We start from the raw sequence: 21395 nt of genomic DNA on the forward strand, positions 1-21395 counted from the left end.
ACGACAACGGCCGCCCAGCAGGCGGTTCACGTCGTGACAACCGGTTCCCGGCGGCCCGCGCGCACTCCACGCGCGGGCCGCCGCGTGCACGCGGGCCTGCGCATTCTCTACGATGGGGGTGCTGCCCGGCGCCCGGCTGGGGTGCTCATGACGACCACACAGACACCGCTAGCGAGGTCGACCCGATGCTTCTGAACCGCCTGCTCCGTGCGGGCGAGGGCAAGATGGTGAAGCGGCTGCACCGCATCGCCGATCACGTCAACACCCTCGAAGACGACGTCAAGGACCTCTCGGACGCCGAGTTGCAGGCGAAGACCGACGAGTTCCGCCAGCGCAACTCCGACGGCGAGTCGCTCGACGAGCTCCTCCCCGAGGCGTTCGCCGTGGTGCGGGAGTCAGCGAGGCGCGTCCTCGGGCAGCGACACTACGACGTCCAGCTCATGGGCGGTGCGGCCCTGCATCTCGGGCAGGTCTCCGAGATGAAGACCGGTGAGGGCAAGACGCTGACCAGTCTCCTGCCGGTGTACCTGAACGCGCTGCCGGGCAAGGGCGTGCACGTGGTCACCACCAACGACTACCTCGCGCAGCGTGACTCCGAATGGATGGGTCGCGTTCACCGCTTCCTCGGTCTGGAGATCGGTGTCATCCGGTCCGACATGTCGCCAGCCGAGCGCAAGGCCGCCTACGCCGCGGACGTCACCTACGGAACGAACAACGAGTTCGGCTTCGACTACCTCCGCGACAACATGGCGTGGAGCCTCGACGACTGTGTGCAGCGCGGCCACTACTACGCCATCGTCGACGAGGTCGACTCGATCCTCATCGACGAGGCCAGGACGCCACTGATCATTTCCGGTCCCGCCGACCAGTCCTCCCGCTGGTACGTCGAGTTCGCGCGCCTCGCGCCGCTGATGAAGAAGGACGTCCACTACGAGGTGGATGAGCGCAAGCGCGCCGTCGGTGTCACCGAGGCCGGGGTGGAGTTCGTCGAGGACCAGCTCGGTATCGACAACCTCTACGAGGCGGCCAACACGCCGCTGGTCGGGTTCCTCAACAACGCCCTGAAGGTGAAGGAGCTCTACCGCAAGGACAAGGAGTACATCGTCCGAGGCGGCGAAGTGCTGATCGTCGACGAGTTCACCGGCCGGGTGCTGGCTGGCCGCCGGTTCAACGAGGGCATGCACCAGGCGATCGAGGCCAAGGAAGGCGTCGAGATCAAGGCCGAGAACCAGACGCTGGCCACGATCACGCTGCAGAACTACTTCCGTCTCTACGACAAGCTGGCCGGCATGACCGGTACCGCCGAGACGGAGGCGGCCGAGTTCCACCAGACCTACACGCTCGGCGTGGTGCCCATCCCCACGAACCGCCCGATGGTGCGAGTCGACGAGGCCGACCTCATCTACAAGTCCGAGGAGTCGAAGTTCGAGGCGGTCGCCGACGACATCGCCGAGCGCCACGAGAAGGGGCAGCCCGTCCTGGTCGGCACCACGAGCGTCGAGAAGTCCGAGCACCTGTCGAAACTTCTGCTCAAGCGCAAGGTGCCGCACGAGGTCCTCAACGCGAAGCAGCACCACCGCGAGGCGCTGATCATCGCGCAGGCCGGCCGCAAGGGCTCGGTCACCGTCGCCACCAACATGGCGGGTCGTGGTACCGACATCGTCCTCGGTGGCAACCCGGACATCATCGCCGACGAACTGCTGCGCGAGCGTGGCCTCGATCCGGTCGAGCACTCGGAGGAGTACGAGGCGGCCTGGCCGAAGGTGCTGGAGGAGGTCAGAGCCGAGTGCAAGGCGGAGTCCGAGGAGGTGTTGGAGGCCGGCGGCCTCTACGTACTCGGCACCGAGCGCCACGAGTCCCGGCGCATCGACAACCAGTTGCGAGGCCGGTCCGGTCGGCAGGGTGACCCCGGTGAGTCTCGCTTCTACCTCTCGCTCGGCGACGAGCTCATGCGGCGGTTCAACGCCGCCATGGTCGAGCGCGTCATGACCACCATGCGGCTGCCCGACGACGTTCCCATCGAGCACAAGATGGTGTCCCGCGCGATCAAGAGCGCGCAGACCCAGGTCGAGCAGCAGAACATGGAGATCCGGAAGAACGTCCTCAAGTACGACGAGGTCCTCAACCGGCAGCGGAAGGTCATCTACGCCGAGCGCCGCAGGGTGCTGGAGGGCGAGAACCTGCGCGACCAGATCCAGCACATGATCACCGACGTGGTCACGGCGTACGTCAACGGGGCCACGGCCGACGGCTACGCCGAGGACTGGGACCACCGCAAGCTCTGGACCGCGCTGAAAACCCTCTACCCGGTCGGTGTGACCTGGGACGACCTCCTGGAGGAGAGCGAGGACGTCGAGGCCGACCGGCTGCGGGACGTGCTGGTGGACGACGCGCTCGCCGCGTACGAGCGGCGGGAGGCCGAACTCGACGAGACGGTCGGGGACGGTGCCATGCGCGAGCTGGAACGCCGGGTGATTCTGTCGGTGCTCGACCGGAAGTGGCGCGAGCACCTCTACGAGATGGACTACCTCAAGGAGGGCATCGGGCTGCGTGCGATGGCGCAACGTAACCCGCTCGTGGAGTACCAGCGCGAGGGCTTCGACATGTTCAACGCGATGCTCGACTCGCTGAAGGAGGAAGCGGTCGGCCTCGTGTTCAACCTCCAGGTGCAGCAGGCTGAGCAGCAGCAGGCCGAGGAGGCCGCGAAGACCCAGCAGGCACGGACACCGCAGGCCGCTGCCGCACCGGCGGCCCCCGCCGCGAGCGGCAACGGCAGGGCTCCGCGTGCGGCGGCGCCCGCAGCGGCGGCTCCGCGGCACGCGCGGCCGGTGCCCCCGCAACCCCCCGCGACGGGGGAGGCTGTCCCCACGGCGTTGCAGGGCAAGGGGCTCGACGGGCAGACCCCGAAGGGCCTGACCTTCTCGGGTCCGTCCGAAGGCGGCGGCGTGCAGTCTCGTGGCGATGGTTCCGGCGCCGACACCGCGAAGCGTGGCGCGGGGTCCGGTAACAGCCGTCGGGAGCGCAGGGCCGCTGCTCGCGAGCAGGCGAAGAAGGACAAGCGCAACCCTCGCCGATAGGCGTTCACCGTGAACGGGGACGGCGCACCGGCGCCGTCCCCGTTTCGGCGACCTGGTCAGTTCCGCGGTGGCAGCAGTGTGAACAGGACGCACCGCCATCCGGAAGACCCGTGTTCGAACCTCGCGACGAGCGCACGGGCCCGCTCGTCGAGAAACGCCGTGCCGCACACCTCCAGCGCACCATCGGCCGGTCGGCAGACGTGGATGTTGCGCAGTACGTGCCGGATGCCGACGGCCCGCGGGGCGCTGCGCACCCGGCGTTGCAGCGTCGGCGTCAGCCACCCGTCGAGCTGGCTGGCGGCCCGGCGGCCGGTGTAGACCTCCAGCAGTGCGGTCAGCACCCGGTGAACCATGCGCCTTCCGGGCGCCGGAATGGAGTGCTCGTGTCGTTCGGCATGCTGTGCGTGCAGCTCGGTCAACAGGTCGTCGAGCGTCAGCTGACCCTCCGCGACCTCCACGGACGCTCGGCCGCCCACATCGTCCGGTTCGGTCGGCTCGTACGGGGTGAGCGGTAGCAACCCGCTGGCCGACTGGAACACGTGACTCACAGTCCCTCCTCTCTGTGTGGGCGGCCCCCCTTGACCGCCCACTAGAACAGAGGGACGAAACGTGCCAACGGACCCATAAGGGACCTGAAGAGGTGATGGCCTCCGGGTGGCCGGGCCCGTTCGGCGGTGCCGTGTTATGGAGCCGGACGTAAGCTGGCGCGGTGATCCGAGGGTTGGTGTTCGACCACGCGGGAGTACTGACCGATGTCGGTGCCGAGCGGCTGGTGCGGGCCGCGTTGACCGCGCGCGAGAAAGGGCTGCGGACGGCGCTGTTGTCGAACGCGTCGGGAGGCCCGGAGGCGAGGCGGGGGCTGGGCTGGCTGGATGTCGTGGTGTTCTCCGGCGAGGTCGGACTGGCCAAGCCGGACCCGGAGGTGTACTGCCTGACGGCGGCGCGGCTCGGTGTGGGGACTGCCGAGTGTGTGTTCGTGGACGACGCGCCCCGCAACGTCGCGGGCGCGGTGGCGGTGGGCATGGTCGGAGTGCGCCATGTGTCCGTCGAGAACACGATCGCGGAGCTTGCGGCGCTGATCCCGGGGCTGGAATCGGCAACTGCCTGACTGTGGTGGTGGAAGTTCGTTACTCTCGTGGGCGTCGCGGTGACGCTGAGCGGGAGTGATGATGCCTGATAGCTGGTACAACGCCATTTCGCGGGAGGCCCAGGACGGGCTGAGCGCGACCGAGGCCGTGAGCGCGGTGTTGCCGGGTGGCGCGGCTGTGGGGGCAGCGATCGGTGCCGCGAAGATCGCGGGCGGGGCTGCCGGTGGCGGTGGCGGGTCGTGGTCGTTCGATCCGGAGGAGATCGACGCCGTGATCGCGGACTGGAAGGCGCTGCAAGAACAGCTCAACGAGGACAGTTCGCGCTTCGCGGCGCTACGAACAGCGTTCTTGCATCCTTCGGAAGACGACCCGAGTAGCCAGTATATGCAGAGTCTCTATGAGTCGATCTCCGGACTCGACGAATTCAACTATGGAATGGTCGAGTATGTTCACTCATTTATCGAGAAGCTGGAAAACGCGGCGAAGTCTATAGGGCAGCAGGATGACGCAGGCGCCTCTGCGTTCGGCCCGAGTACCATTGGGGAGTCATGACGACGAGACGGGTCGCAATCACCATAGCTTTTCTCGGGGTCGCTACAAGTGCGGGCGCGTGCTCGAACGTTGAGTCTGGGACGCCGTCCGCCCACGACTCTGCGGCTCCTTCTGGTACCACGTCGTCTGCAGTGGCTATCCCGCAGCAACTTGATCTGCAATCGTACACATCGGATCCTTGCGCACTTCTTCCTGAGCAACTTCTGTCGTCGCTCCGCTATGCACCCGAAGGGGACGTCACCTTGCCAGGTGACGAATCGTTCTCGCAAGAAGTGGCAGGAATGAGTGGACCTTACTGCGGCTGGAAGTCCGAAGAAGGTGCTGCAAGAACCTTGACCCTGACGTTGCTGACTTCGGAATTCACTCAGGGTGAGAACGTATTTTCGCGCGCCCGCGAGCTGCACTCGCAGGGCGCGCTAACGCTGTGGGAAGAACTCGACGTATCGGAGTACCCTGCAGCCTATTGGGGCATCCAAGACAATCGTCAGCGAGGTGACTGTGCTCTGCTCGTCGCGGTCTCTGACCAGGACTTTCTGGCTGTTAGCGCGGACATGTACCTCGAAGAGCCTGAGTCCGCATGTCTTGACGTTGAAAGTGTGACCAAGAGCGCGATCGACAATCTGCGGGAAGGGAGCTGACGTGGGCGGGATGCGGGGAGATGAGATCTACCACAACTTCGCGAACGCACCCGGGACCGGCGGGTTGGAGGGGTTCGCCGACGTGCTCGTCGAATTGCGGCGGAGTTATCAGGAACGTGCGCAGGCGATCAAGCAGATCCAGGAGCGGATGCAGGCGGGGTGGGCCGGGGATGCCGGAGCCGCCGCGTCGGCCGGCGCGGGGCCGTTGACGCCCGCGTTGCACGAGTCGGCGGAGAACATGGAGCGCACGTTCGGTTCCGTCACGTCGCAGGCGGCGGCGTGGAACCAGGCGGCGAACTCGGTGGAGCCGGTGCCGTTCGCTCCGCAGGAGCCGAGCGTCTGGGACGACATCACGAGCTTCGGCGGGGCGTCGGACACGTTCGAGGAGAACCTCGCGAAGCACAACGCCGTGGCCCAGCGCAACGTCGACGTCATGTCGCGCTACGAGGCCGCCACGTCGGCCAACCAGGACTTTCCCCGCAGCTACACCACGCTGCCGTCGAGCGGCGCCGCGATCACGGTGGCGAGTGCCGCGCCGGGCGCGGTGAGTACCGAGATGTCCGCCGCTCCCGACGTGCGGTCGGGCACGTCCGGGGTGACCGGCACACCCACGACGAGCGGCGCTGCGCCGGTCAACGGTTCCGCCGGGTTCACCCCGCGGCCGGGGCCGTCGTCCGGCGGCGGCATTTCGCCCACCACGCCGGGTGTGCCGGGGGGCGGCGGTGGAGGCACGTCCCCGCCCTCGACGACGCCGGGTCCCGGGCTGGCCGGCACGACTCCGGTGCGGCCGGGGCAGGACCCGGCCCGGCCCGGTCCCGGCAGGACCGCGAACCCACGCACGCCGACGGGGCGTGGCGGTTCGCTCTCGGACCGCGCCGGAAGCCGGTTGTACGGCGGCAAGCCCGCCGCGGGGTCGGCTCCCACCGGTGGCCAGGGCGGTACCGGTGCGCGGGTCGGTGACGGGGCCGCGAAGGGCGGTCCGCTCGGCGCCGGTCGTGGCACGGGCACGGGGGCCGTGGGTGGTGCCGCGATGGGCGACGCCGCGGCTCGGGGTGCCGCGGGGGGCGCCGGTGGGCGTGGCGCCGGGGCCCCGATGGGTGCCGGTGCGGGCCGTGGTCAGGGCGACGAGGACAAGGAACACCAGCGCGCCGCGTATCTCCAGGAGAACGACCCCGACGAGGCGTTCATCGGCGATCTCGGCAAGACCGCGCCTCCGGTGATCGGCGAGTGAACGCGGACGCGATCGAGCTGTCCGTCGGTGCGCTGGCGAGCGTGGCCGAACGGGAGGGTCTGGGATCACCGCACCTGACGCTGCAACCCGAGCCGATGTGGTTGCCGCGCGAGGATCTGGCGGCGGCGCGGGCCGCGGTGGACGGGGAACTGGCAGCTGCGGGGTTGCTGGACGGGCGCGGCAGGCTGGACCCGGACTTCCGGGACTGGCTTCCCGTGCTGACCACCGCGGCCATCGAGTACTACGGCTGGATGACCCACGAGGGCGCCCCGTTCAGTGTGCTGGCCGCGTCGCGGGGTCTGCTGGGCGTGGTCGCGGTGCGGCGCGGTGACAGGATCACGCTCGCCCCGGCCGATCACACGGTGCTGCCTGCCGAGCTGGCGGCGCGGCTGCCCGAGGTGAGCCCGGGTGGTGGCACCCGTTGGGCCGTGCGCGTCTCGGACTTCGAGGAGGGCAGGCGGGACACCCATCGGGACCGCTCGGTCGCCGCGATCGTCGCCGAGATCTCCAAGGTGGTCGAGCGAGAGACCACCGGAGGCGGCGAGTTGTACGTCGCGGAGCGCGACCCGGCGGGCCGCCGTCGCTCGCTGCGAAGGCCGTTGCACTACGTGGACACCGACTGGGGCCGTTACGTGAACTACCGGGTCAGCGTGGGCGACGAGGACGAGTTCCGGGTTCAGCCCGCCGACGCGGCGACGGTGGCGGCGACGCTGGAGTCGCTGCGCGGGCAGCTCACGACCGCCCAGCGGGTGTGAGCGTCACCGGCGGCGGCGGACCAGGTCGAAACACACCACCGCCGCCGCCGCCGACACGTTGAGCGATTCGACCTCGCCTGGCATGGGGATCGACACCCAGCCCGCGGCCAGCCGGGCCACCTCGTCGCCGACTCCCGTGGTCTCGCCGCCCAGCACGAACGCGGTGCGGGGCGGAAAGTCCAGATCGAACAGCGACTTCGCGCCGGTGTCGGGGCGCGTTCCGAGCGCGTACACGGCGTAGCCGGCTTCGGTGAGCAGCTCGGCGGCCTCCGCCGCCGTCGCGCACCGCAGGACCGGGGCGCGAAACGCCACCCCGGCGGACGCCTTCACGACCAGCGGGTCGAGCGCGGCGACGCCCCGGCGCGGCACCACCACACCGGGCACTCCCGCCGCGGTGGCGGTGCGCAGAATCATCCCCACGTTCGCGGAGGTCGTGACGCCGTCCAGCACCAGCAGCGGCGCGGGTGGTGTCCCTCCCTCCAGCGCGGTCGCCAGCGGGCGCATCCGGGGCGCGAGGACGTCGGCGAGGACACCCTGGTCCTGTTTGCCGTTTCCGGCGAGCACCTTGACCCGGTGGGCGGTGGCGCGCTGGACCGGCACGCCGCGCTGCGCGGCGGCGCGGTGGATCTCGGCGACGGAAGTGCCGCGTGCGCTCTCGGCCACGATCACTTTGTCGACATCGAGGCTCGGGTCGCTCAGCGCCTCCAGTACCGGTTTGCGGCCGTAGACGGTGAGGAACCGGTCCTTCGGCGACGTCGCCTGCTTGTCACCCACGGGCCCAGTCTCCCACCACGGGGCCGGGTCGCCGTCCGCCGGGCCGTGGCTCTCGGCGGTCGGGACGCGAGTCTGTCAGGATCGCGTCATGGCCGATCGTCTCTCCGCACTCGACGCCTCCTTCCTCTACGTGGAGGAGCCGTTCGTGCCGATGCACGTGGGGAGTGTGGCGATCCTGCGGCGGCGGGATCTCGACTACGCGCGGGTGCTCGCGCTGGTGGCGCGGCGACTGTCGTATCTGCCGCGCTACCGGCAGTACGTCGAGTTCGTGCCGGGGCATCTCGCGAGGCCGGTGTGGGTGGACGACGCCGATTTCGATGTCAGCTACCACGTGCGCCGTTCGGCCCTGCCCGCGCCGGGCAGCGACGCCCAGCTCTTCGAGCTGGTGGCGCGGTTGCTGGCGCGCCCGTTGGACCGGGACCGCCCGCTGTGGGAGCTGTACGTGGTGGAGGGCGTCGACGGCGACGGGGTCGCGCTGGTGACCAAGACTCACCAGTCGCTCGTGAACGGCACGGAGACGATCGATCTCGCGCAGCTCATCCTGGACGACGAGCCCGCGGGCGGTGTGGGGGACGGTGGCGACGAGGCGGAGGCGTGGCGGGGTGCGGCGCGTCCGGGGCGGGTCCGGCTGCTGCTCGACGCCGTCACCGACAGCCTGCGGGGGCCGGGGGAGGTCGTGGAGAACGTGCGCAACGCGGCCCAGGATCTCTCCAGCACCGCGGGCCGGGTGCTCGACGTCGCAGGCGGGGTGGCCACCACGGTGCGCTCGCTCGTGCGGCCCGCGCCGCAGGGGCCGCTCAACGCCCCGGTCAGCGGGGGCCGGGTGTTCGCGGGCGTGTCCGCCGAACTCGCGGACCTGCGCACCATCCGGCAGCGGCACGGCGGCACGGTGAACGACGTCGTCTTCGCCGTGATGGCCGGTGCGCTGCGGCAGTGGCTGCTGTCGCGGGGCGAGCCGCTGGAGCAGACGGCGACGGTGCGGGCACTCGTGCCGCTGGCGGTGCGCGGTCCGGACAGCGTCGGGTTCTCGTCGGTGGGGCTGCTGGACAACCGCGTCGATCCGTGCCTGGTGGATCTGCCGGTCGGTGAGCCTCATCCGGTTCTGCGGTTGCAGCACATCACGCACGCGATGGCGGAGGAGGTGCGGGCCCGCCGTTCGGTGGCGGCGAGGGCGATGGCGCGGGTCAGCGGGTTCGCCCCGGCCACCATGCACTCCCTGGCCGCGAGGGCCGCGAGTTCGCTGTCGGGCCGCATGTTCAACGTGGTGATCGCCAACTCGCCGGGGCCCCAGCACCCGCTGTTCGCGGGTCGGGCACGCTTGGAGCGGATCTACCCGGTGTTGCCGCTGTCGCGCGACCAGGCGCTGGCCGTCGGCGTGGCGTCGTACGACGGCGGGGTCTACTTCGGACTCAACGGTGATCGGAAGGCGCTGTCCGACATCCCGGTACTGGCGGGGACGATCAGCGAAGCGATCGAGGAACTGAAAGGGACGGACTGGTGAGGATCTACGTGCCTGCCACCATCGGCATGCTGCGGCACCTGCTCGACGCGGGAGAACTGTCGCCCGTGGGCGGCACGGCGTTCGCCCTGACTCCCACGTTGCGGGAGTCCTACACCAGCGGGTCGACGGAGGAGCTGGAGTACGCGGCCCTGACCGACGCGGCGCGCGCATCGCTGCGGCTGTTGTCCGTCGACCACGAGCCGGACGCCGCCGACGCGAAGGAGCCGCCCCGGCGGGCGGTCCTGTCGGCCGACGTCGACGACGTGACGTTGCGGCCGGACCTCGACGACGCCGTGGTGCGCGTCGCCGGTCCGGTCCCGCTGGCCGCCGTCGCGGCGATCCACGTGGACACGCCGGAGGCGGAGGCGGCGGTGCTGGCCGCGGCGGCCGTCATCGACGACGCCGACCTAGGCGACGAGGACGCCGAGCTGGCACTCGGCGACGTCGAGGATCACGAGCTGGCCTGGTACGCGGCGCAGGAGCTGCCGTTCCTGCTCGAACTCATGTAAGCATGGGACCTGCGCACCGCTCACAAGGCGGATCAACACGGAAGGCGAGACACACCATGGACGCTGTGACAACCGTTCCCGTTCCGGTCAACGAACCGGTTCACACGTACGCGCCGGGCAGCGCGGAGCGGGAGTCCCTGCAGGCGAGGCTGGCCGAGCTCGAGGACACCAAGCACGAGCTGACCCAGACGATCGGCGGTCGCGCCCGCATGGCGGGCGGCGAGCGCTTCGACGTCGTGCAGCCGCACGACCACGGGCACGTGCTCGGGGTCAGCGCGCAGGCCACCGAGGGGGACGTGGCCGACGCGGTGACGGCGGCCAAGGACGCCGCCCGCGAGTGGAGCGAGCTGCCGTTCGACGAGCGCGCCGCGGTGTTCCTCCGCGCGGCCGACCTCATCGCGGGGCCGTATCGGGACACGTTGAACGCCACGACGATGCTGGGGCAGTCGAAGTCGGTGCAGCAGGCCGAGATCGACGCGGCGTGCGAGCTGATCGACTTCCTCCGGTTCAACGTGTCGTACGCGCGGCGCATCCTGGCCGAGCAGCCCAACTCGGTCCCGGGGGCCTGGAACCGGATGGAGTACCGGCCGCTCGACGGGTTCGTCGTGGCCGTCACGCCGTTCAACTTCACGGCGATCGCGGGCAACCTGCCCAGCTCACCCGCCCTGATGGGCAACACGGTGGTGTGGAAGCCGACCCCGTCGCAGCAGCTGTCCGCCCACTACACGATGCGCGCGTTCGAGGAGGCGGGACTGCCGCCCGGCGTGATCAACATGGTGACCGGTGACGGGAAGGCCGTCAGTGACGTCGCCCTGCCCGACCCCGGTCTCGCGGGGCTGCACTTCACCGGGTCGACGGCGACGTTCAAGAAGTTGTGGCGCACGGTCGCCGACAACCTCGACGGCTACGGCTGCTACCCGCGCATCGTCGGGGAGACCGGCGGCAAGGACTTCGTGGTGGCGCACCCGTCGGCGAACGCGGACAAGCTGGTTCCCGCGCTGGTGCGCGGGGCGTTCGAGTACCAGGGCCAGAAGTGCTCGGCGGCCTCGCGCGCCTACGTGCCGAGGTCGTTGTGGAACGGTGGCGTGCGCGAGCGGCTGGCCGATCTGACGAAGACCGTGTCCTACGGCGACGTGACCGACTTCTCGCACTTCGGGGGTGCGGTCATCAACGCGAAGGCGTTCGCGAAGCACCGCGAACTGCTGGACAGCGTGCCCGGTGATCCGGCGCTGGAGGTGCTGGCGGGCGGAGGCTACGACGACAGCGTGGGCTGGTTCGTGGAGCCGACGGTGCTGGTGTCCGACGACCCGGCACACGCGGTGTTCTCCACCGAGTACTTCGGTCCGATCATCGCGGTCCACGTCTACGAGGACGGCGACTACGAGCGGGTGCTCGAACTCGTCGACTCCACGGCACCGTACGCGCTGACGGGCGCCGTGTTCGCCGACGACCGGGCCGCTGTGCAGCAGGCGCACCGGGTGCTGCGGCACGCGGCGGGCAACTTCTACGTCAACGACAAGCCCACGGGCTCGATCGTGGGCCAGCAGCCGTTCGGTGGCTCCCGTGCCTCCGGCACCAACGACAAGGCTGGCTCGATGTTCAACCTGCTGCGGTGGACGAGCCCCCGCTCCATCAAGGAGACGTTCGACGCGCCGGTGCACATCGACTACCCGCACATGCGCTGACACCGCACATGAGAAACGCCCCGGCCGACCGGCCGGGGCGTTTCTCATGTGGTGCCGGGAGCCGACGTCAGTTCGTCGGCATCTCGCCGACCTGCTCGGCCGGGGGAGCCTCCACGTCGACCTGGGTTCCCCAGTCGCTGTACTTCATGACCATCTTCATGTTGCCGGACATACCGGACTGCTGGCCCAGCGACGACATGTCCATCTCGATCTGGACGGGCAGGTTCTCGCCGTTGAGGTACAGCTCCATCGGGATCATGGTGCCTTCGGGGATGGAACCGGCGCCCGCCGCGTCGTCACCCAGCATCCCGCTGGCCTTGGAGAGGTCCATCTGGATGGTGTAGTGGGTGACGTCCTGGCCGTCGAGCTGGGTCTGCTCGGTGTTGGTGATCTCGCCACCGGCCTGCTCGATCTGCTCGAGCATCTTGGTGGGGTCGTTCTGCTCGGTCATCTGGTCGAAGTTCTGACCCATGGCCGCCGAGCTGTCCTCCGTGACCTTGATCCAGGGCTTGCTGGGGTCCGGGTTCATGTTCTCGGGCATCTGCATGTACATCGTCTGGTCGACGAAGATCATGTCGATGTCCATGCCCTGCATGTTCATCGTCATGCTCATGCGGGTGTCGGCGCCGTCGTAGACGCCCTCGCCGTTGGCCTGCATCTTCATGCCGGCCATGTCCATCTCCATGGAGAACTTCGACGACTTGCTGACGCTCGCCTGTTCCTGGGCGGACGCGACGAGCTGGGAGATGTCGCTGAACTGGGCGTTGTTCGCGTTGCCGCCCGAGCCGCCGTCGGCCGAGTTGGAGTCCGAGTCGCCGCCGCAGGCGCTGAGCGCCAGGGCCAGTGCGACGCCGCCCGCTGCGAGAACAGAGGTGCGCATGAATCCCCCTTATGGAGAGTTGAGTCCGAGTGTCGAAATCTTCAGGCACTGTCTCTCACTCGGACGTGTAGTCGGCCCCCAGGGTTCCATGCCCGACCTCACAAGTTTCGTACACCCCGTGTGCTGCGGGGTTCAGACCTCCGCGCCGGTGCGCGAGATCAGCAGCCGCCGGAGTGATGCCAGCCGCGACGCGCGCGCCGCGCCCGAGGCGACGACGTCGTCGAGCGCGCAGTCGGGGTCCTCGTCGCCGCCCAGGTGACCGCAGTGCGGCGGGCACTCCTCCGCGGCCTCGGCGAACTCGGGAAACGCCGCCACGACCTCGTCGGGGGTCACGTGGGCGAGTCCGAACGAGCGCACCCCCGGCGTGTCGATCACCCAGCCGCCGTCGGGCAGCGGCAGTGCGACCGCGCTCACGGACGTGTGCCTGCCCTTGCCGACCGCGCTGACCTCCCCGATGGCCAGGTCCGCGCCCGGCACGACCCGGTTCACGAGAGTCGACTTGCCGACGCCGGAATGGCCGACCAGCGCCGACACGCGGTCGCGAAGGGTCTCCCGCAACGCCGTGCTGTCCTCGTCGTGCCGGGTGACCACGGCGGGTACCCGAAGGTCGGCGTAGGAGTCGAGCAGCGGGTCGGGGCTGGCGAGGTCGGCCTTGGTCAGGCAGAGCACCGGGTCGAGCCCGCCGGTGTAGCAGGCGACGAGACAGCGGTCGAGAAAGCCCGTTCGCGGTTCGGGGTCGGCCAGCGACGTGACGATCAGTAGTTGCTCGGCGTTGGCGACCACCATGCGCTCGTAGGGATCGGTGTCGTCGGCGGTCCGGCGCAGCACGCTGGTGCGTGGCTCGACGCGCACCATTCTCGCCAGCGTGTCGGGCTTTCCGCTGACGTCTCCGACCAGGCCCACCCGGTCGCCGACGACGATCGGGGTGCGGCCGAGTTCCCTGGCCCGCATGGCGGTGACGATGCGATCGGGATCGCTGTTCACCGCGCACCGCCAGCGCCCCCGGTCGACGGCCACCACCATCGCGGGCACCGCGTCGGCGTGCGCGGGACGCCGCTTGCTGCGCGGCCGGGATCCCCGGCCGGGGCGGATCCGCACGTCACTCTCGTCCAGGCTGCGCCAGTCACTCTGCCGCCGGTCCCTGCGGGCCAACCGCCTGCCACCCACTTCCCGTGTCCGTGTGCGCTGCTGCCGGGCGCGCTGCCCGTCATGGTCCCCCACGGCACTCGCCAGGGCCGGGCAACCGTGCCACGATGGCGGTCGGGCAGCGTGCACAGCGAGGGAGGCCGATACCGATGTGTGGCCGTTACGCCGCCACCAAGGACCCCGCCACGTTGATGCGGGAGTTCGACGCGGTGGACGGTACCGAGGGTAAGGCTTCGGGCGCCGATTACAACGTCGCGCCGACGAAGAACGTCACCACCGTGGTCGAGCGCTATCCCCGCGACGCCGACGGCACCGTCCTGGAGGACGAGCCCGCGGTCCGTAGCCTGCGCGTCATGCGGTGGGGCCTCGTGCCGTTCTGGGCCAAGGATCCGTCGGTCGGCAGTCGGATGATCAACACGCGGGCGGAGACGGCGACGGAGAAGCCGTCGTTTCGCAAGGCGCTGTCGCGGCGGCGCTGCCTGGTGCCCGCCGACGGGTGGTTCGAGTGGAAGGCCACTCCGGCGGTGGAGGGCCGCAAGGCCGCCAAAGAGCCTTACTACATGACCACGCAGGACGGCTCCTCGCTGGCGTTCGCGGGGCTGTGGGAGACGTGGCGGGACAAGGCCGAACCCGATGCCCCGCCGCTGATCACCTGCTCCGTGCTCACCACCCAGGCCGTGGGGCGCCTCGGCGACATTCACGACCGGATGCCGCTGGTTCTGCCGTCGGCACGGTGGCAGGACTGGCTCGACCCGGGACGCACCGACGCGGCCGACCTCCTGACCCCACCGGAACGCGACTGGCTCGACGAACTCGAACTGCGCCCCGTGTCCACCAGGGTCAACAACGTGCGCAACAACGGCCCCGACCTGGTCGACAGAGTGGCTCCGGAGGCCGCGGACCTGGACGCGGCGCAGGACGCGCTGTTCGACACGCCAAGCCGATGACCACCACGGAGATCGACACTCCGCACGGGCCCGCGCGGGTGTCGTTGCACCGCTCGGAGGAAGGGGTGGCCGCACTGCTGCTCGGGCACGGTGCCGGTGGTGGGGTGGAGGCCCCCGACCTGGTGGCCGTGGCGCGGGCGGCCCACGCCGCCGACGTCCACGTGGCGCTGGTGGAACAGCCCTACCGCGTGGCCGGGCGGCGGGCACCCGCGCCGGCGAAACAACTCGACGCCGCGTGGCTCGCCGTCGTCGACCATCTCGCGGCGCACACCTTCGACGAACTCCCCCTCGTGTTCGGCGGGCGCTCGTCGGGGGCGCGGGTCGCGTGCCGGACGGCCGCGACCGGGCAGGCCGACGCCGTGCTGTGTCTCGCGTTCCCGGAGCACCCTCCGGGCAAGCCGGAGCGAAGCCGCCAGGCCGAACTCGACGCCGTCACGGTGCCGACCCTGGTCATCCAGGGCGAGCGAGATCCGTTCGGCAGGCCCGCGGCGGCGCCGCACCACGAGATCGTGACCGTCGCGGGCGATCACAGTCTGAATGCGGACCTGCCTGCCGTGTCACGGGCGGCCTCGGAGTGGCTGACCCGCGTGCTCCGCCCGCTCGTGGCGTGAGACCGCGAGCGGTTACGAGGCGGTGGGGGGCTCGGTGGTGCGCTCGATGCGCACCTCGGCCTCCTCGACGGTGAACCCGCATCGCTGCGCCACGGTCCGTCGGATCGACGCCTGCAACCGGGACTTCAACTCCGCGGGCGCCAGTTCGCCGCCGCACTTGCGCGCCAGCAACTGCTTGATCTGCTCGTCGATGCCGTACTCCTCGAGGCACGGCGGGCAGTCGTCGATGTGCCTGCGCAGTTCGGCGTCGCGCTCCGGAGTGCATTCCCGGTCCAGGAGCAGGTAGATCTCGGCCAGCGCGTCGTCGCAGTGAACCTCGTGGTCCTTGCCGTTCGAACCGTCGTGGAACGTCATCGGCGCGCCACCTCCCGCTGCTGCCCGGCGCGGATGAACCCGCGGTCCTGGGCGACGTCGGCGAGCAGGCTACGCAACTGGCCACGGCCCCGGTGCAGCCGCGACATCACGGTACCGATCGGGGTGTTCATGATCTCGGCGATCTCTTTGTAGGCGAAGCCCTCGACATCGGCGAGGTAGACAGCGAGCCGGAACTCCTCGGGCAACTGCTGCAGTGCCGCCTTGACGTCGGTGTCGGGCAGGTTGTCCATCGCCTCGACCTCGGCGGAGCGCAGCCCGGAGGAGGTGTGGCTCTCCGCCTGCGCCAGCTGCCAGTCGGTGATCTCCTCGGTCGGCTGCTGCAGCGGCTGGCGCTGCCGCTTGCGGTAGCCGTTGATGTAGGTGTTGGTCAGGATGCGATACATCCAGGCCTTGAGGTTGGTGCCCTGCTTGAATGACGAGAAGGCGGCGTACGCCTTGAGGTAGGTCTCCTGAACGAGGTCCTCGGCGTCGGCCGGGTTCCGCGTCATGCGCATGGCCGCCGAGTAAAGCTGGTCGACCAGCGGCATGGCGTCGCGCTCGAACCGTTCGGCCAGTTCGCGCTCGGTGTCCGTCCCGGACTCCGAGCCCTGGGCTTCGACGGGGCTCTGAGTGCTCGGCAAACCGTTCCCTTCCCGATTGGCGCCGCTGTGTCGGCGCGGTGTTGACCGAGCGGACCGTGCCTCACCCAGGGGTGCGGTGATCACACGGGGGTGGCTCGGCGGCGTGGTCAGCGTTGTCGGCACGTCGTGTGCAACGCCCGGTCGTCCCGACCTATTCCACCGCTAGAATTCGGCGGGTGGCAGGCAAGGCAACTCCCGCGACCGCGTTGCTGACCAGGCGCAAGGTCCCGCACACGGTGCATACCTACGACCACGACCCTCGCGAGGAGTCCTACGGCTCCGAGGCCGCGGCCGCACTCGGAGTTGCCGAGGAGCGGGTGTTCAAAACGTTGGTGGCCGAGGTTGACGGGCAGCTCACAGTCGGTGTGGTGCCGGTCACGGGGCAGCTGAACCTCAAGGCGCTCGCCGCGGCGTCCGGTGGCAAGAAAGCCAAGCTCGCGGACGCTACCGCGGCCCAGCGCGCCACCGGGTACGTACTGGGCGGTATCTCGCCGCTCGGCCAGCGGAGCCGCCTGCCGCTGGTGGTCGACGTCACGGTGCGGCGCTTCGACACGGTGTTCTGCTCGGGAGGCCGGCGCGGGCTGGAGATCGAACTCGCGCCCGGCGATCTCGTGGAGCTCACCGGCGCCACCGTGGCCGCCATCGCGGGCTGAGGGTGCCGCCCGGCACGGGACGTGACATGACCACGACGTCCCGCGCCGGGGCAAGACGCTCAGGAGTTGGGCTTCTTGCCGTGGTTGGCGTTGTTCTTCTTGCGGTCACGCCGCTTGCGGGCTCGCTTCGACATGTTCACTCCTTGCCTGCTGACGTCACGTTTAGTGTGTCATGCAGGGGCCGCCGACGTTGTGAGCCCCCTTGGCCGCAACCGACCGGGGAGAGGCATGTCCACGCTTGCTGAGCTGCTCGCCGACCACACCGGGCTCCCTGGCGAGTCCGTCGACCACCTGCAGCTCGTCGTGGCCGAGTGGCAGCTGCTCGCCGACCTGTCGTTCGCCGACTTCCTCATGTGGGTGCCCGTCGAGGACACCGACGAGTTCGTCTGCGTGGCGCAGGTCCGGCCCACCACCGCGCCGACCGCGCATCCGGAGGACGTGGTTGGGACCCGGTTCGGCACCGCCGATCACCCGCAGCTGGCGCGGGCGTGGCGGGAGGTGCGGATCTGCCGGGAGGAGGAGCCGCACTGGTACCGCGACCTGCCGATGCGCAGGGAAGCCGTTCCCGTCCGGCTCGGGGACGCGGTCATCGCCGTGCTGTCGCGCGAGACCAACCTGGCCACGCCGCGGGTGCCGAGTCCGCTGGAGATCGCCTACCTCGGGAGCGCGGCCGACCTGTGCCAGATGATGGCCGACGGCACGTTCCCCAGCCCGGAGGCGGGAACCGACGTCCACACCAGCCCGCGCGTCGGCGACGGGCTCGTGCGCGTCGACCCGAGCGGGACCGTGGTGTTCGCGAGCCCGAACGGTCAGTCGGCCTACCACCGGATGGGCTACGAATCGGATCTGATCGGAAACCGGCTGGTACCGCTCACGCGCTCGCTCGTGCGGGACCCGTTCGACGCCACCGACGTGGCGCACCGGATCTTGGAGGCCATCGACGGCAAGCCGGGAACCCGCACCGAGGTCGAGTCCCGCAGGGGCGCGGTCGTGCTGTTCCGGGCACTGCCGCTGCGACCGGCAGGCAGGTCGGCCGGGGCCCTCGTGCTCGTCCGGGACGTCACCGAGGTGAAGCGCCGCGACCGTGCCCTGCTGTCCAAGGACGCCACGATCCGGGAGATCCACCACCGGGTCAAGAACAACCTCCAGACCGTGGCGGCGCTGCTGCGGTTGCAGTCCCGGCGCACCCCGTCGCCGGAGGCCAAGCAGGCGCTGTCCGAATCCGTGCGGCGGGTGTCGTCCATCGCGATGGTCCACGAGGCCCTGTCGATGTCGGTCGACGAGCGGGTTGACCTCGACGGGCTGTTCGACAAGGTGCTGCCGATGGTGGGCGAGGTCGCCACGGCCGAGTCGCCGGTGCGCCTCGCGAGATCCGGGTCGTTCGGCGTGGTCGCCGCCGAGATCGCCACACCGCTCGTGATGGTGGTCGCCGAACTCGTGCAGAACGCGGTGGGGCACGCGTTCTCGGGCGGAAGGCACGGACGGGTGGACATCGTCGTGGAGCGGTCGGCGCGCTGGCTCGACGTGCAGGTGCGCGACAACGGCAAGGGGCTGCCCGCCGGGTTCTCGCTCGAACGCGCCGACGGCCTCGGGCTTCAGATCGCCCGCACGCTCGTCGAGTCGGAACTGCGCGGGTCGCTGTCGCTGCGCGGAGTTCGCGAGGACGACACCACGGCCGGCGGACTCGCGATGCCCGAAGGTACGGGTCCGAAACCGTCCGGAACGGAGGCGACTGTCCGAGTTCCGCTCAGTCGCCGTTCCTGACCCGGAACCGCCGACGGGTACGCCGAATGGTGGCGACACCCGTGGTCGGGACAACGGCGAAACGGTCGCGGAAGAAGGCGAGCCCCTGCCGCGCTTGAGGGCCGGCACCCGAAACGGATGCCGGCCCTCAAACCTTTTGCCCTTTTTCCGGCGTGGCAAAAGGAAAACGCGGTCTCGCTCAGAAGCTGCTGCGCGTGCCGATCTGCGCGCGACGACGCTTCAGCGCACGTCGCTCGTCCTCGCTCATCCCGCCCCAGACACCCGCGTCCTGGCCGCTGGCCAGAGCCCAGGCCAGGCAGTCGGAGGCGACGGTGCAGCGGTGGCACACTGACTTCGCCGCGGCAATCTGCGACACAGCGGGACCGCTGGTGCCCACGGGGAAGAACAGTTCGGGGTCCTCGTCTCGGCAGGCCGCGCGGTGGCGCCAGTCCATTTCTACGAACTCCTTATTCGGGCGCGGTGCTCCGCGCCACAGTCGTCATGGCGGTCGTTTTTTGGGGTGCTTGTGAATGCTTTCACGAACCCACGGGTTCGACAAGTGTTTCCCGGAGATCGGTGAGTCAGCTCACCCGCCCCAGCGACCTGTCTGACCAGCGGGTTTGTCCATTCGTCGCGTCGGCGCCGGGAAAGCGGTGCGGTGAGCGGACTGTTCCCGTCGATGAGTGGCAACACTGACTTTGCCGCAAGTGATCACGCTGGGTTGTTCACCGAGCACGGTCGCTCAGACCGCGACGGTGAGTGCACGGGGCACGCTGACGAACTCCACGTGAGTGCGCTGACCCACCAGGTCTCCGTCGACCTGCAAGTTTACCGGTGACTCTGCTGCGATGCCGACTATTGACAGGTCGTCGTGACGCAGCAGACGCCGACCGCGATGTTCGCCACGTCGGCGCAACGCCTGCCGGGCGTGCCGCAGCACCGTCGGCAATCCCAGCGTGCGCAGGCCGAACAGCCCCAGTCCCGTGTCGAACGAGCAGCCCGTGTTCAGGTGGACGGGCCGCGGGCCGAGATAACTCCAGGGATCGGTGTTCGACACGAACGCGGTACGCACACCGACCGGTTCCTCGCCCGGCACGCGCACCGTGAGCTCGGGACGGCCGTGCGGCGACCGGACGTAACACGCCACCGCGGTCCGCAGGTACAGCCCCGGACCGGTCCGCTTACCCCGCCGGCCCTCCACGGCCGCCACCACGTCGGCGTCCCAGCCCATGCCCGCGTTGAACGTGAACCACCGGTCGTCGGCCCGGCCGAGGTTGACCTGCCGGGATCTGCCCGTTTCCAGCGCCCGCAGCAGCTCGTGGGTGGCTTCCACGGGATCCCGGTGCAGGCCGAGTGCGCGAGCGAAGACGTTGGCGGACCCGCCGGGGACGACTCCCAGCATCGGGACGGCGTGGTGCTCCGAGGGACGCCCGCCCGTGTGGGCGAGCAGGCCGTTGACGACCTCGTTGACAGTGCCGTCGCCTCCGTGCGCGACGACGAGGTCCGCCTGGTCCGACGCCGCTTCGCGCGCGACGGCCATCGCGTGGCCGCGGTAGTCCGTCTCGACGACGTCGAGCTTCACCTGGCTGGCCAGAGCATGCGCGAGTACGTCGCGACCAGCGGGAGTGGTCGCGGTTGCCTGCGGGTTGACCACGAGAACAGCGCGCACCAACCGCAGAGTAGGCGACGCGGCACCGGTCACGGTTGCCGTGCGCCGAACTAGTCCTGCGAGGCTCGTCACTGCCGGTCGCCCGGCCGCGGCGTCTTTCTCGGATCGATCGCTCCCGGTTACCTCCTGCCGTCCCTCGGCCGCGTGTTCCGACAGCGCCGTGACGAGTTGCACCCCGGGCACGACCGCCCGCTCATCGACGACCTCCTGAATCTTTGCCCGGCGCGCGGCCTCGGCAAAACGTCCGACCGGGTGGCATACCATCGGAAGCGTTCACCCACGGTCACTTGAGGGAGGGCCAGCAGCCCGTGCCGATCCGCGATCTCGTCTCTCCCGCTCCGCGCCAGGTCCGCATCGCGGGCGCGCTCACGGCCCTGCCCGGTTTCGCGCTTCTGGGGTTCGCCGTGCTGCTGGGTCTGAACGCCGGTGACGAGCCCGCGATGTCCGGTGGCAGCCTCGTCGCCGAGATCATCTACTACGTCGCCCTGGCCGCCGGAGTCCTGGCGTGCGCGGTCGCGCTGCTGCTGGGGAAGACCTGGGCCCGTTCGCCCGCGCTGGTGGTGAATCTCGTCGTGATCGGCATCGGTTGGTACGCCGCAGGGCCGTCCGACCAGGCCGGGTTCGGGGTGCCCATCATGATCGTGGGTGCCGTCGTCGTGGTGCAGCTGTTCCGCAGGCCGTCGCGTGCCTGGGTGCTCGGACAGCAGGACGACGAGTCCGAGGAGGACGCCGCGCGGCGCGGAGGCGCGGCGGGCCGGGCCGCCGAACGCGAGCGGCGGGGCGAGTAGCGCCGCGAGCTGCGGACACGGCTACGGGAGCTGCGGACACGGCTACGTGGGCTGCGGACACGGCTACGTGGGCTGCGGACACGGCTACGTGGGCTGCGGACACGGCTACGTGGGCTGCGGACACGGCTACGTGGGCTGCGGACACGGCTACGT

23 protein-coding genes are annotated in these 21395 nt (G+C 69.8%); 14 read left to right on the plus strand and 9 right to left on the minus strand.

Annotated features, from left to right (window positions below; all coding sequences use genetic code 11):
- Positions 1-185: 185 nt before the first annotated feature.
- On the plus strand, positions 186-3077 hold the full coding sequence (gene secA / locus FFT09_RS13445) for a preprotein translocase subunit SecA (RefSeq protein WP_138382896.1): 2892 nt from the start codon (positions 186-188) through the stop codon (positions 3075-3077).
- A 56-nt stretch (positions 3078-3133) separates the two neighbouring features.
- Here the strand turns inward: secA and FFT09_RS13450 are convergent, their stop codons facing one another.
- On the minus strand, positions 3134-3625 hold the full coding sequence (locus FFT09_RS13450) for an Rv3235 family protein (protein WP_081192283.1): 492 nt from the start codon (positions 3623-3625) through the stop codon (positions 3134-3136).
- Positions 3626-3786: 161 nt separating this feature from the next.
- Between FFT09_RS13450 and FFT09_RS13455 the strand changes: the two genes are divergently transcribed.
- The 5 genes from FFT09_RS13455 to FFT09_RS13475 are packed head-to-tail and all read left to right on the plus strand — an operon-like array spanning position 3787 to position 7341.
- A complete protein-coding gene (locus FFT09_RS13455) occupies positions 3787-4185 on the plus strand; it encodes an HAD-IA family hydrolase (protein ID WP_138382897.1) in 399 nt (132 codons plus the stop codon).
- Between the two features lie 58 nt (positions 4186-4243).
- Positions 4244-4717: a hypothetical protein gene (locus tag FFT09_RS13460; RefSeq protein WP_341869016.1), complete on the plus strand. Its 474-nt coding sequence runs from the start codon at positions 4244-4246 to the stop codon at positions 4715-4717.
- Positions 4714-5355: a DUF3558 family protein gene (locus FFT09_RS13465; RefSeq protein ID WP_138382898.1), complete on the plus strand. Its 642-nt coding sequence runs from the start codon at positions 4714-4716 to the stop codon at positions 5353-5355. Before FFT09_RS13460 ends, FFT09_RS13465 begins: the two co-directional genes overlap by 4 nt.
- 10 nt (positions 5356-5365) lie before the next feature.
- Positions 5366-6586: a PPE domain-containing protein gene (locus tag FFT09_RS13470; protein ID WP_244231353.1), complete on the plus strand. Its 1221-nt coding sequence runs from the start codon at positions 5366-5368 to the stop codon at positions 6584-6586.
- On the plus strand, positions 6583-7341 hold the full coding sequence (locus FFT09_RS13475) for an ESX secretion-associated protein EspG (RefSeq protein WP_138382900.1): 759 nt from the start codon (positions 6583-6585) through the stop codon (positions 7339-7341). The genes FFT09_RS13470 and FFT09_RS13475 overlap by 4 nt, the downstream gene beginning before the upstream one ends.
- A gap of 3 nt (positions 7342-7344) precedes the next feature.
- Here the strand turns inward: FFT09_RS13475 and FFT09_RS13480 are convergent, their stop codons facing one another.
- Positions 7345-8115: a TrmH family RNA methyltransferase gene (locus FFT09_RS13480; protein WP_024874844.1), complete on the minus strand. Its 771-nt coding sequence runs from the start codon at positions 8113-8115 to the stop codon at positions 7345-7347.
- Between the two features lie 88 nt (positions 8116-8203).
- On the opposite strand from FFT09_RS13480, the gene FFT09_RS13485 reads away from it, so the two are divergent.
- Genes FFT09_RS13485 through pruA form a run of 3 tightly spaced genes read left to right on the plus strand, consistent with a single transcriptional unit; the run spans position 8204 to position 11810 of the window.
- Positions 8204-9616: a WS/DGAT/MGAT family O-acyltransferase gene (locus tag FFT09_RS13485; RefSeq protein ID WP_138382901.1), complete on the plus strand. Its 1413-nt coding sequence runs from the start codon at positions 8204-8206 to the stop codon at positions 9614-9616.
- Entirely contained in the window at positions 9613-10125 is a 513-nt protein-coding gene (locus FFT09_RS13490) for a DUF6912 family protein (RefSeq protein ID WP_024874842.1), read from the plus strand. Before FFT09_RS13485 ends, FFT09_RS13490 begins: the two co-directional genes overlap by 4 nt.
- A gap of 56 nt (positions 10126-10181) precedes the next feature.
- Positions 10182-11810: an L-glutamate gamma-semialdehyde dehydrogenase gene (gene pruA / locus FFT09_RS13495; RefSeq protein ID WP_138382902.1), complete on the plus strand. Its 1629-nt coding sequence runs from the start codon at positions 10182-10184 to the stop codon at positions 11808-11810.
- A gap of 67 nt (positions 11811-11877) precedes the next feature.
- On the opposite strand, the gene FFT09_RS13500 is transcribed toward pruA, so the two are convergent.
- Entirely contained in the window at positions 11878-12690 is an 813-nt protein-coding gene (locus tag FFT09_RS13500; RefSeq protein ID WP_081191438.1) for an SCO4651 family lipoprotein, read from the minus strand.
- 132 nt (positions 12691-12822) lie between these two features.
- On the minus strand, positions 12823-13857 hold the full coding sequence (gene rsgA / locus FFT09_RS13505) for a ribosome small subunit-dependent GTPase A (RefSeq protein WP_420852690.1): 1035 nt from the start codon (positions 13855-13857) through the stop codon (positions 12823-12825).
- A 128-nt stretch (positions 13858-13985) separates the two neighbouring features.
- Between rsgA and FFT09_RS13510 the strand changes: the two genes are divergently transcribed.
- Positions 13986-14783, plus strand: coding sequence for an SOS response-associated peptidase (locus FFT09_RS13510; protein ID WP_138382903.1), 798 nt, complete (start codon positions 13986-13988; stop codon positions 14781-14783).
- Complete coding sequence (locus FFT09_RS13515) at positions 14780-15394, plus strand: alpha/beta hydrolase family protein (protein WP_138382904.1); 615 nt, start codon at positions 14780-14782, stop codon at positions 15392-15394. The genes FFT09_RS13510 and FFT09_RS13515 overlap by 4 nt, the downstream gene beginning before the upstream one ends.
- 12 nt (positions 15395-15406) lie before the next feature.
- Here FFT09_RS13515 and rsrA read toward each other — a convergent pair whose 3' ends face one another.
- Both rsrA and FFT09_RS13525 read right to left on the minus strand, forming a co-directional pair.
- Positions 15407-15748 carry a mycothiol system anti-sigma-R factor gene (rsrA, locus tag FFT09_RS13520; protein ID WP_081191435.1) on the minus strand — a complete coding sequence of 114 codons (342 nt, stop codon included), beginning with the start codon at positions 15746-15748 and terminating at the stop codon, positions 15407-15409.
- Positions 15745-16389 (minus strand): sigma-70 family RNA polymerase sigma factor, encoded by a 645-nt coding sequence (locus tag FFT09_RS13525; protein WP_024874835.1) that lies wholly within the window; start codon positions 16387-16389, stop codon positions 15745-15747. The genes rsrA and FFT09_RS13525 overlap by 4 nt, the downstream gene beginning before the upstream one ends.
- Positions 16390-16565: 176 nt before the next feature.
- Between FFT09_RS13525 and ybaK the strand changes: the two genes are divergently transcribed.
- Positions 16566-17042, plus strand: coding sequence for a Cys-tRNA(Pro) deacylase (gene ybaK / locus FFT09_RS13530; protein ID WP_024874834.1), 477 nt, complete (start codon positions 16566-16568; stop codon positions 17040-17042).
- Between the two features lie 59 nt (positions 17043-17101).
- Here ybaK and FFT09_RS23525 read toward each other — a convergent pair whose 3' ends face one another.
- On the minus strand, positions 17102-17176 hold the full coding sequence (locus FFT09_RS23525; protein WP_420852689.1) for a 50S ribosomal protein bL37: 75 nt from the start codon (positions 17174-17176) through the stop codon (positions 17102-17104).
- Between the two features lie 94 nt (positions 17177-17270).
- Here FFT09_RS23525 and FFT09_RS13535 point away from each other — a divergent pair, with 94 nt between their 5' ends.
- Positions 17271-18806: a sensor histidine kinase gene (locus FFT09_RS13535; RefSeq protein ID WP_024874833.1), complete on the plus strand. Its 1536-nt coding sequence runs from the start codon at positions 17271-17273 to the stop codon at positions 18804-18806.
- Positions 18807-18984: 178 nt separating this feature from the next.
- On the opposite strand, the gene FFT09_RS13540 is transcribed toward FFT09_RS13535, so the two are convergent.
- Together FFT09_RS13540 and FFT09_RS13545 are read right to left on the minus strand one after the other, a co-directional pair.
- Positions 18985-19239: a WhiB family transcriptional regulator gene (locus FFT09_RS13540; protein WP_024874832.1), complete on the minus strand. Its 255-nt coding sequence runs from the start codon at positions 19237-19239 to the stop codon at positions 18985-18987.
- Between the two features lie 288 nt (positions 19240-19527).
- On the minus strand, positions 19528-20454 hold the full coding sequence (locus tag FFT09_RS13545; RefSeq protein WP_138382905.1) for a diacylglycerol/lipid kinase family protein: 927 nt from the start codon (positions 20452-20454) through the stop codon (positions 19528-19530).
- Positions 20455-20762: 308 nt separating this feature from the next.
- Here FFT09_RS13545 and FFT09_RS13550 point away from each other — a divergent pair, with 308 nt between their 5' ends.
- A complete protein-coding gene (locus FFT09_RS13550) occupies positions 20763-21242 on the plus strand; it encodes a hypothetical protein (protein WP_024874830.1) in 480 nt (159 codons plus the stop codon).
- Positions 21243-21395 lie beyond the last annotated feature (153 nt).

The organism is Saccharomonospora piscinae, assembly GCF_005862235.1.
In the GTDB taxonomy this organism is placed as follows: Bacteria; Actinomycetota; Actinomycetes; order Mycobacteriales; family Pseudonocardiaceae; genus Saccharomonospora; species Saccharomonospora piscinae.

What these genes read in the sequence shown, in the direction of transcription:
- FFT09_RS13485 (WP_138382901.1), top strand. Translation starts at nt 8,204, where the DNA reads ATGGCCGATCGTCTCTCCGCACTCGACGCCTCCTTCCTCTACGTGGAG.
- FFT09_RS13535 (WP_024874833.1), top strand. Translation starts at nt 17,271, where the DNA reads ATGTCCACGCTTGCTGAGCTGCTCGCCGACCACACCGGGCTCCCTGGC.
- pruA (WP_138382902.1), top strand. Translation starts at nt 10,182, where the DNA reads ATGGACGCTGTGACAACCGTTCCCGTTCCGGTCAACGAACCGGTTCAC.
- FFT09_RS13540 (WP_024874832.1), bottom strand. Translation starts at nt 19,239, where the DNA reads ATGGACTGGCGCCACCGCGCGGCCTGCCGAGACGAGGACCCCGAACTG.
- rsrA (WP_081191435.1), bottom strand. Translation starts at nt 15,748, where the DNA reads ATGACGTTCCACGACGGTTCGAACGGCAAGGACCACGAGGTTCACTGC.
- FFT09_RS13510 (WP_138382903.1), top strand. Translation starts at nt 13,986, where the DNA reads ATGTGTGGCCGTTACGCCGCCACCAAGGACCCCGCCACGTTGATGCGG.
- secA (WP_138382896.1), top strand. Translation starts at nt 186, where the DNA reads ATGCTTCTGAACCGCCTGCTCCGTGCGGGCGAGGGCAAGATGGTGAAG.
- FFT09_RS13465 (WP_138382898.1), top strand. Translation starts at nt 4,714, where the DNA reads ATGACGACGAGACGGGTCGCAATCACCATAGCTTTTCTCGGGGTCGCT.
- FFT09_RS13500 (WP_081191438.1), bottom strand. Translation starts at nt 12,690, where the DNA reads ATGCGCACCTCTGTTCTCGCAGCGGGCGGCGTCGCACTGGCCCTGGCG.
- FFT09_RS13515 (WP_138382904.1), top strand. Translation starts at nt 14,780, where the DNA reads ATGACCACCACGGAGATCGACACTCCGCACGGGCCCGCGCGGGTGTCG.
- FFT09_RS13470 (WP_244231353.1), top strand. Translation starts at nt 5,366, where the DNA reads ATGCGGGGAGATGAGATCTACCACAACTTCGCGAACGCACCCGGGACC.
- FFT09_RS13460 (WP_341869016.1), top strand. Translation starts at nt 4,244, where the DNA reads ATGATGCCTGATAGCTGGTACAACGCCATTTCGCGGGAGGCCCAGGAC.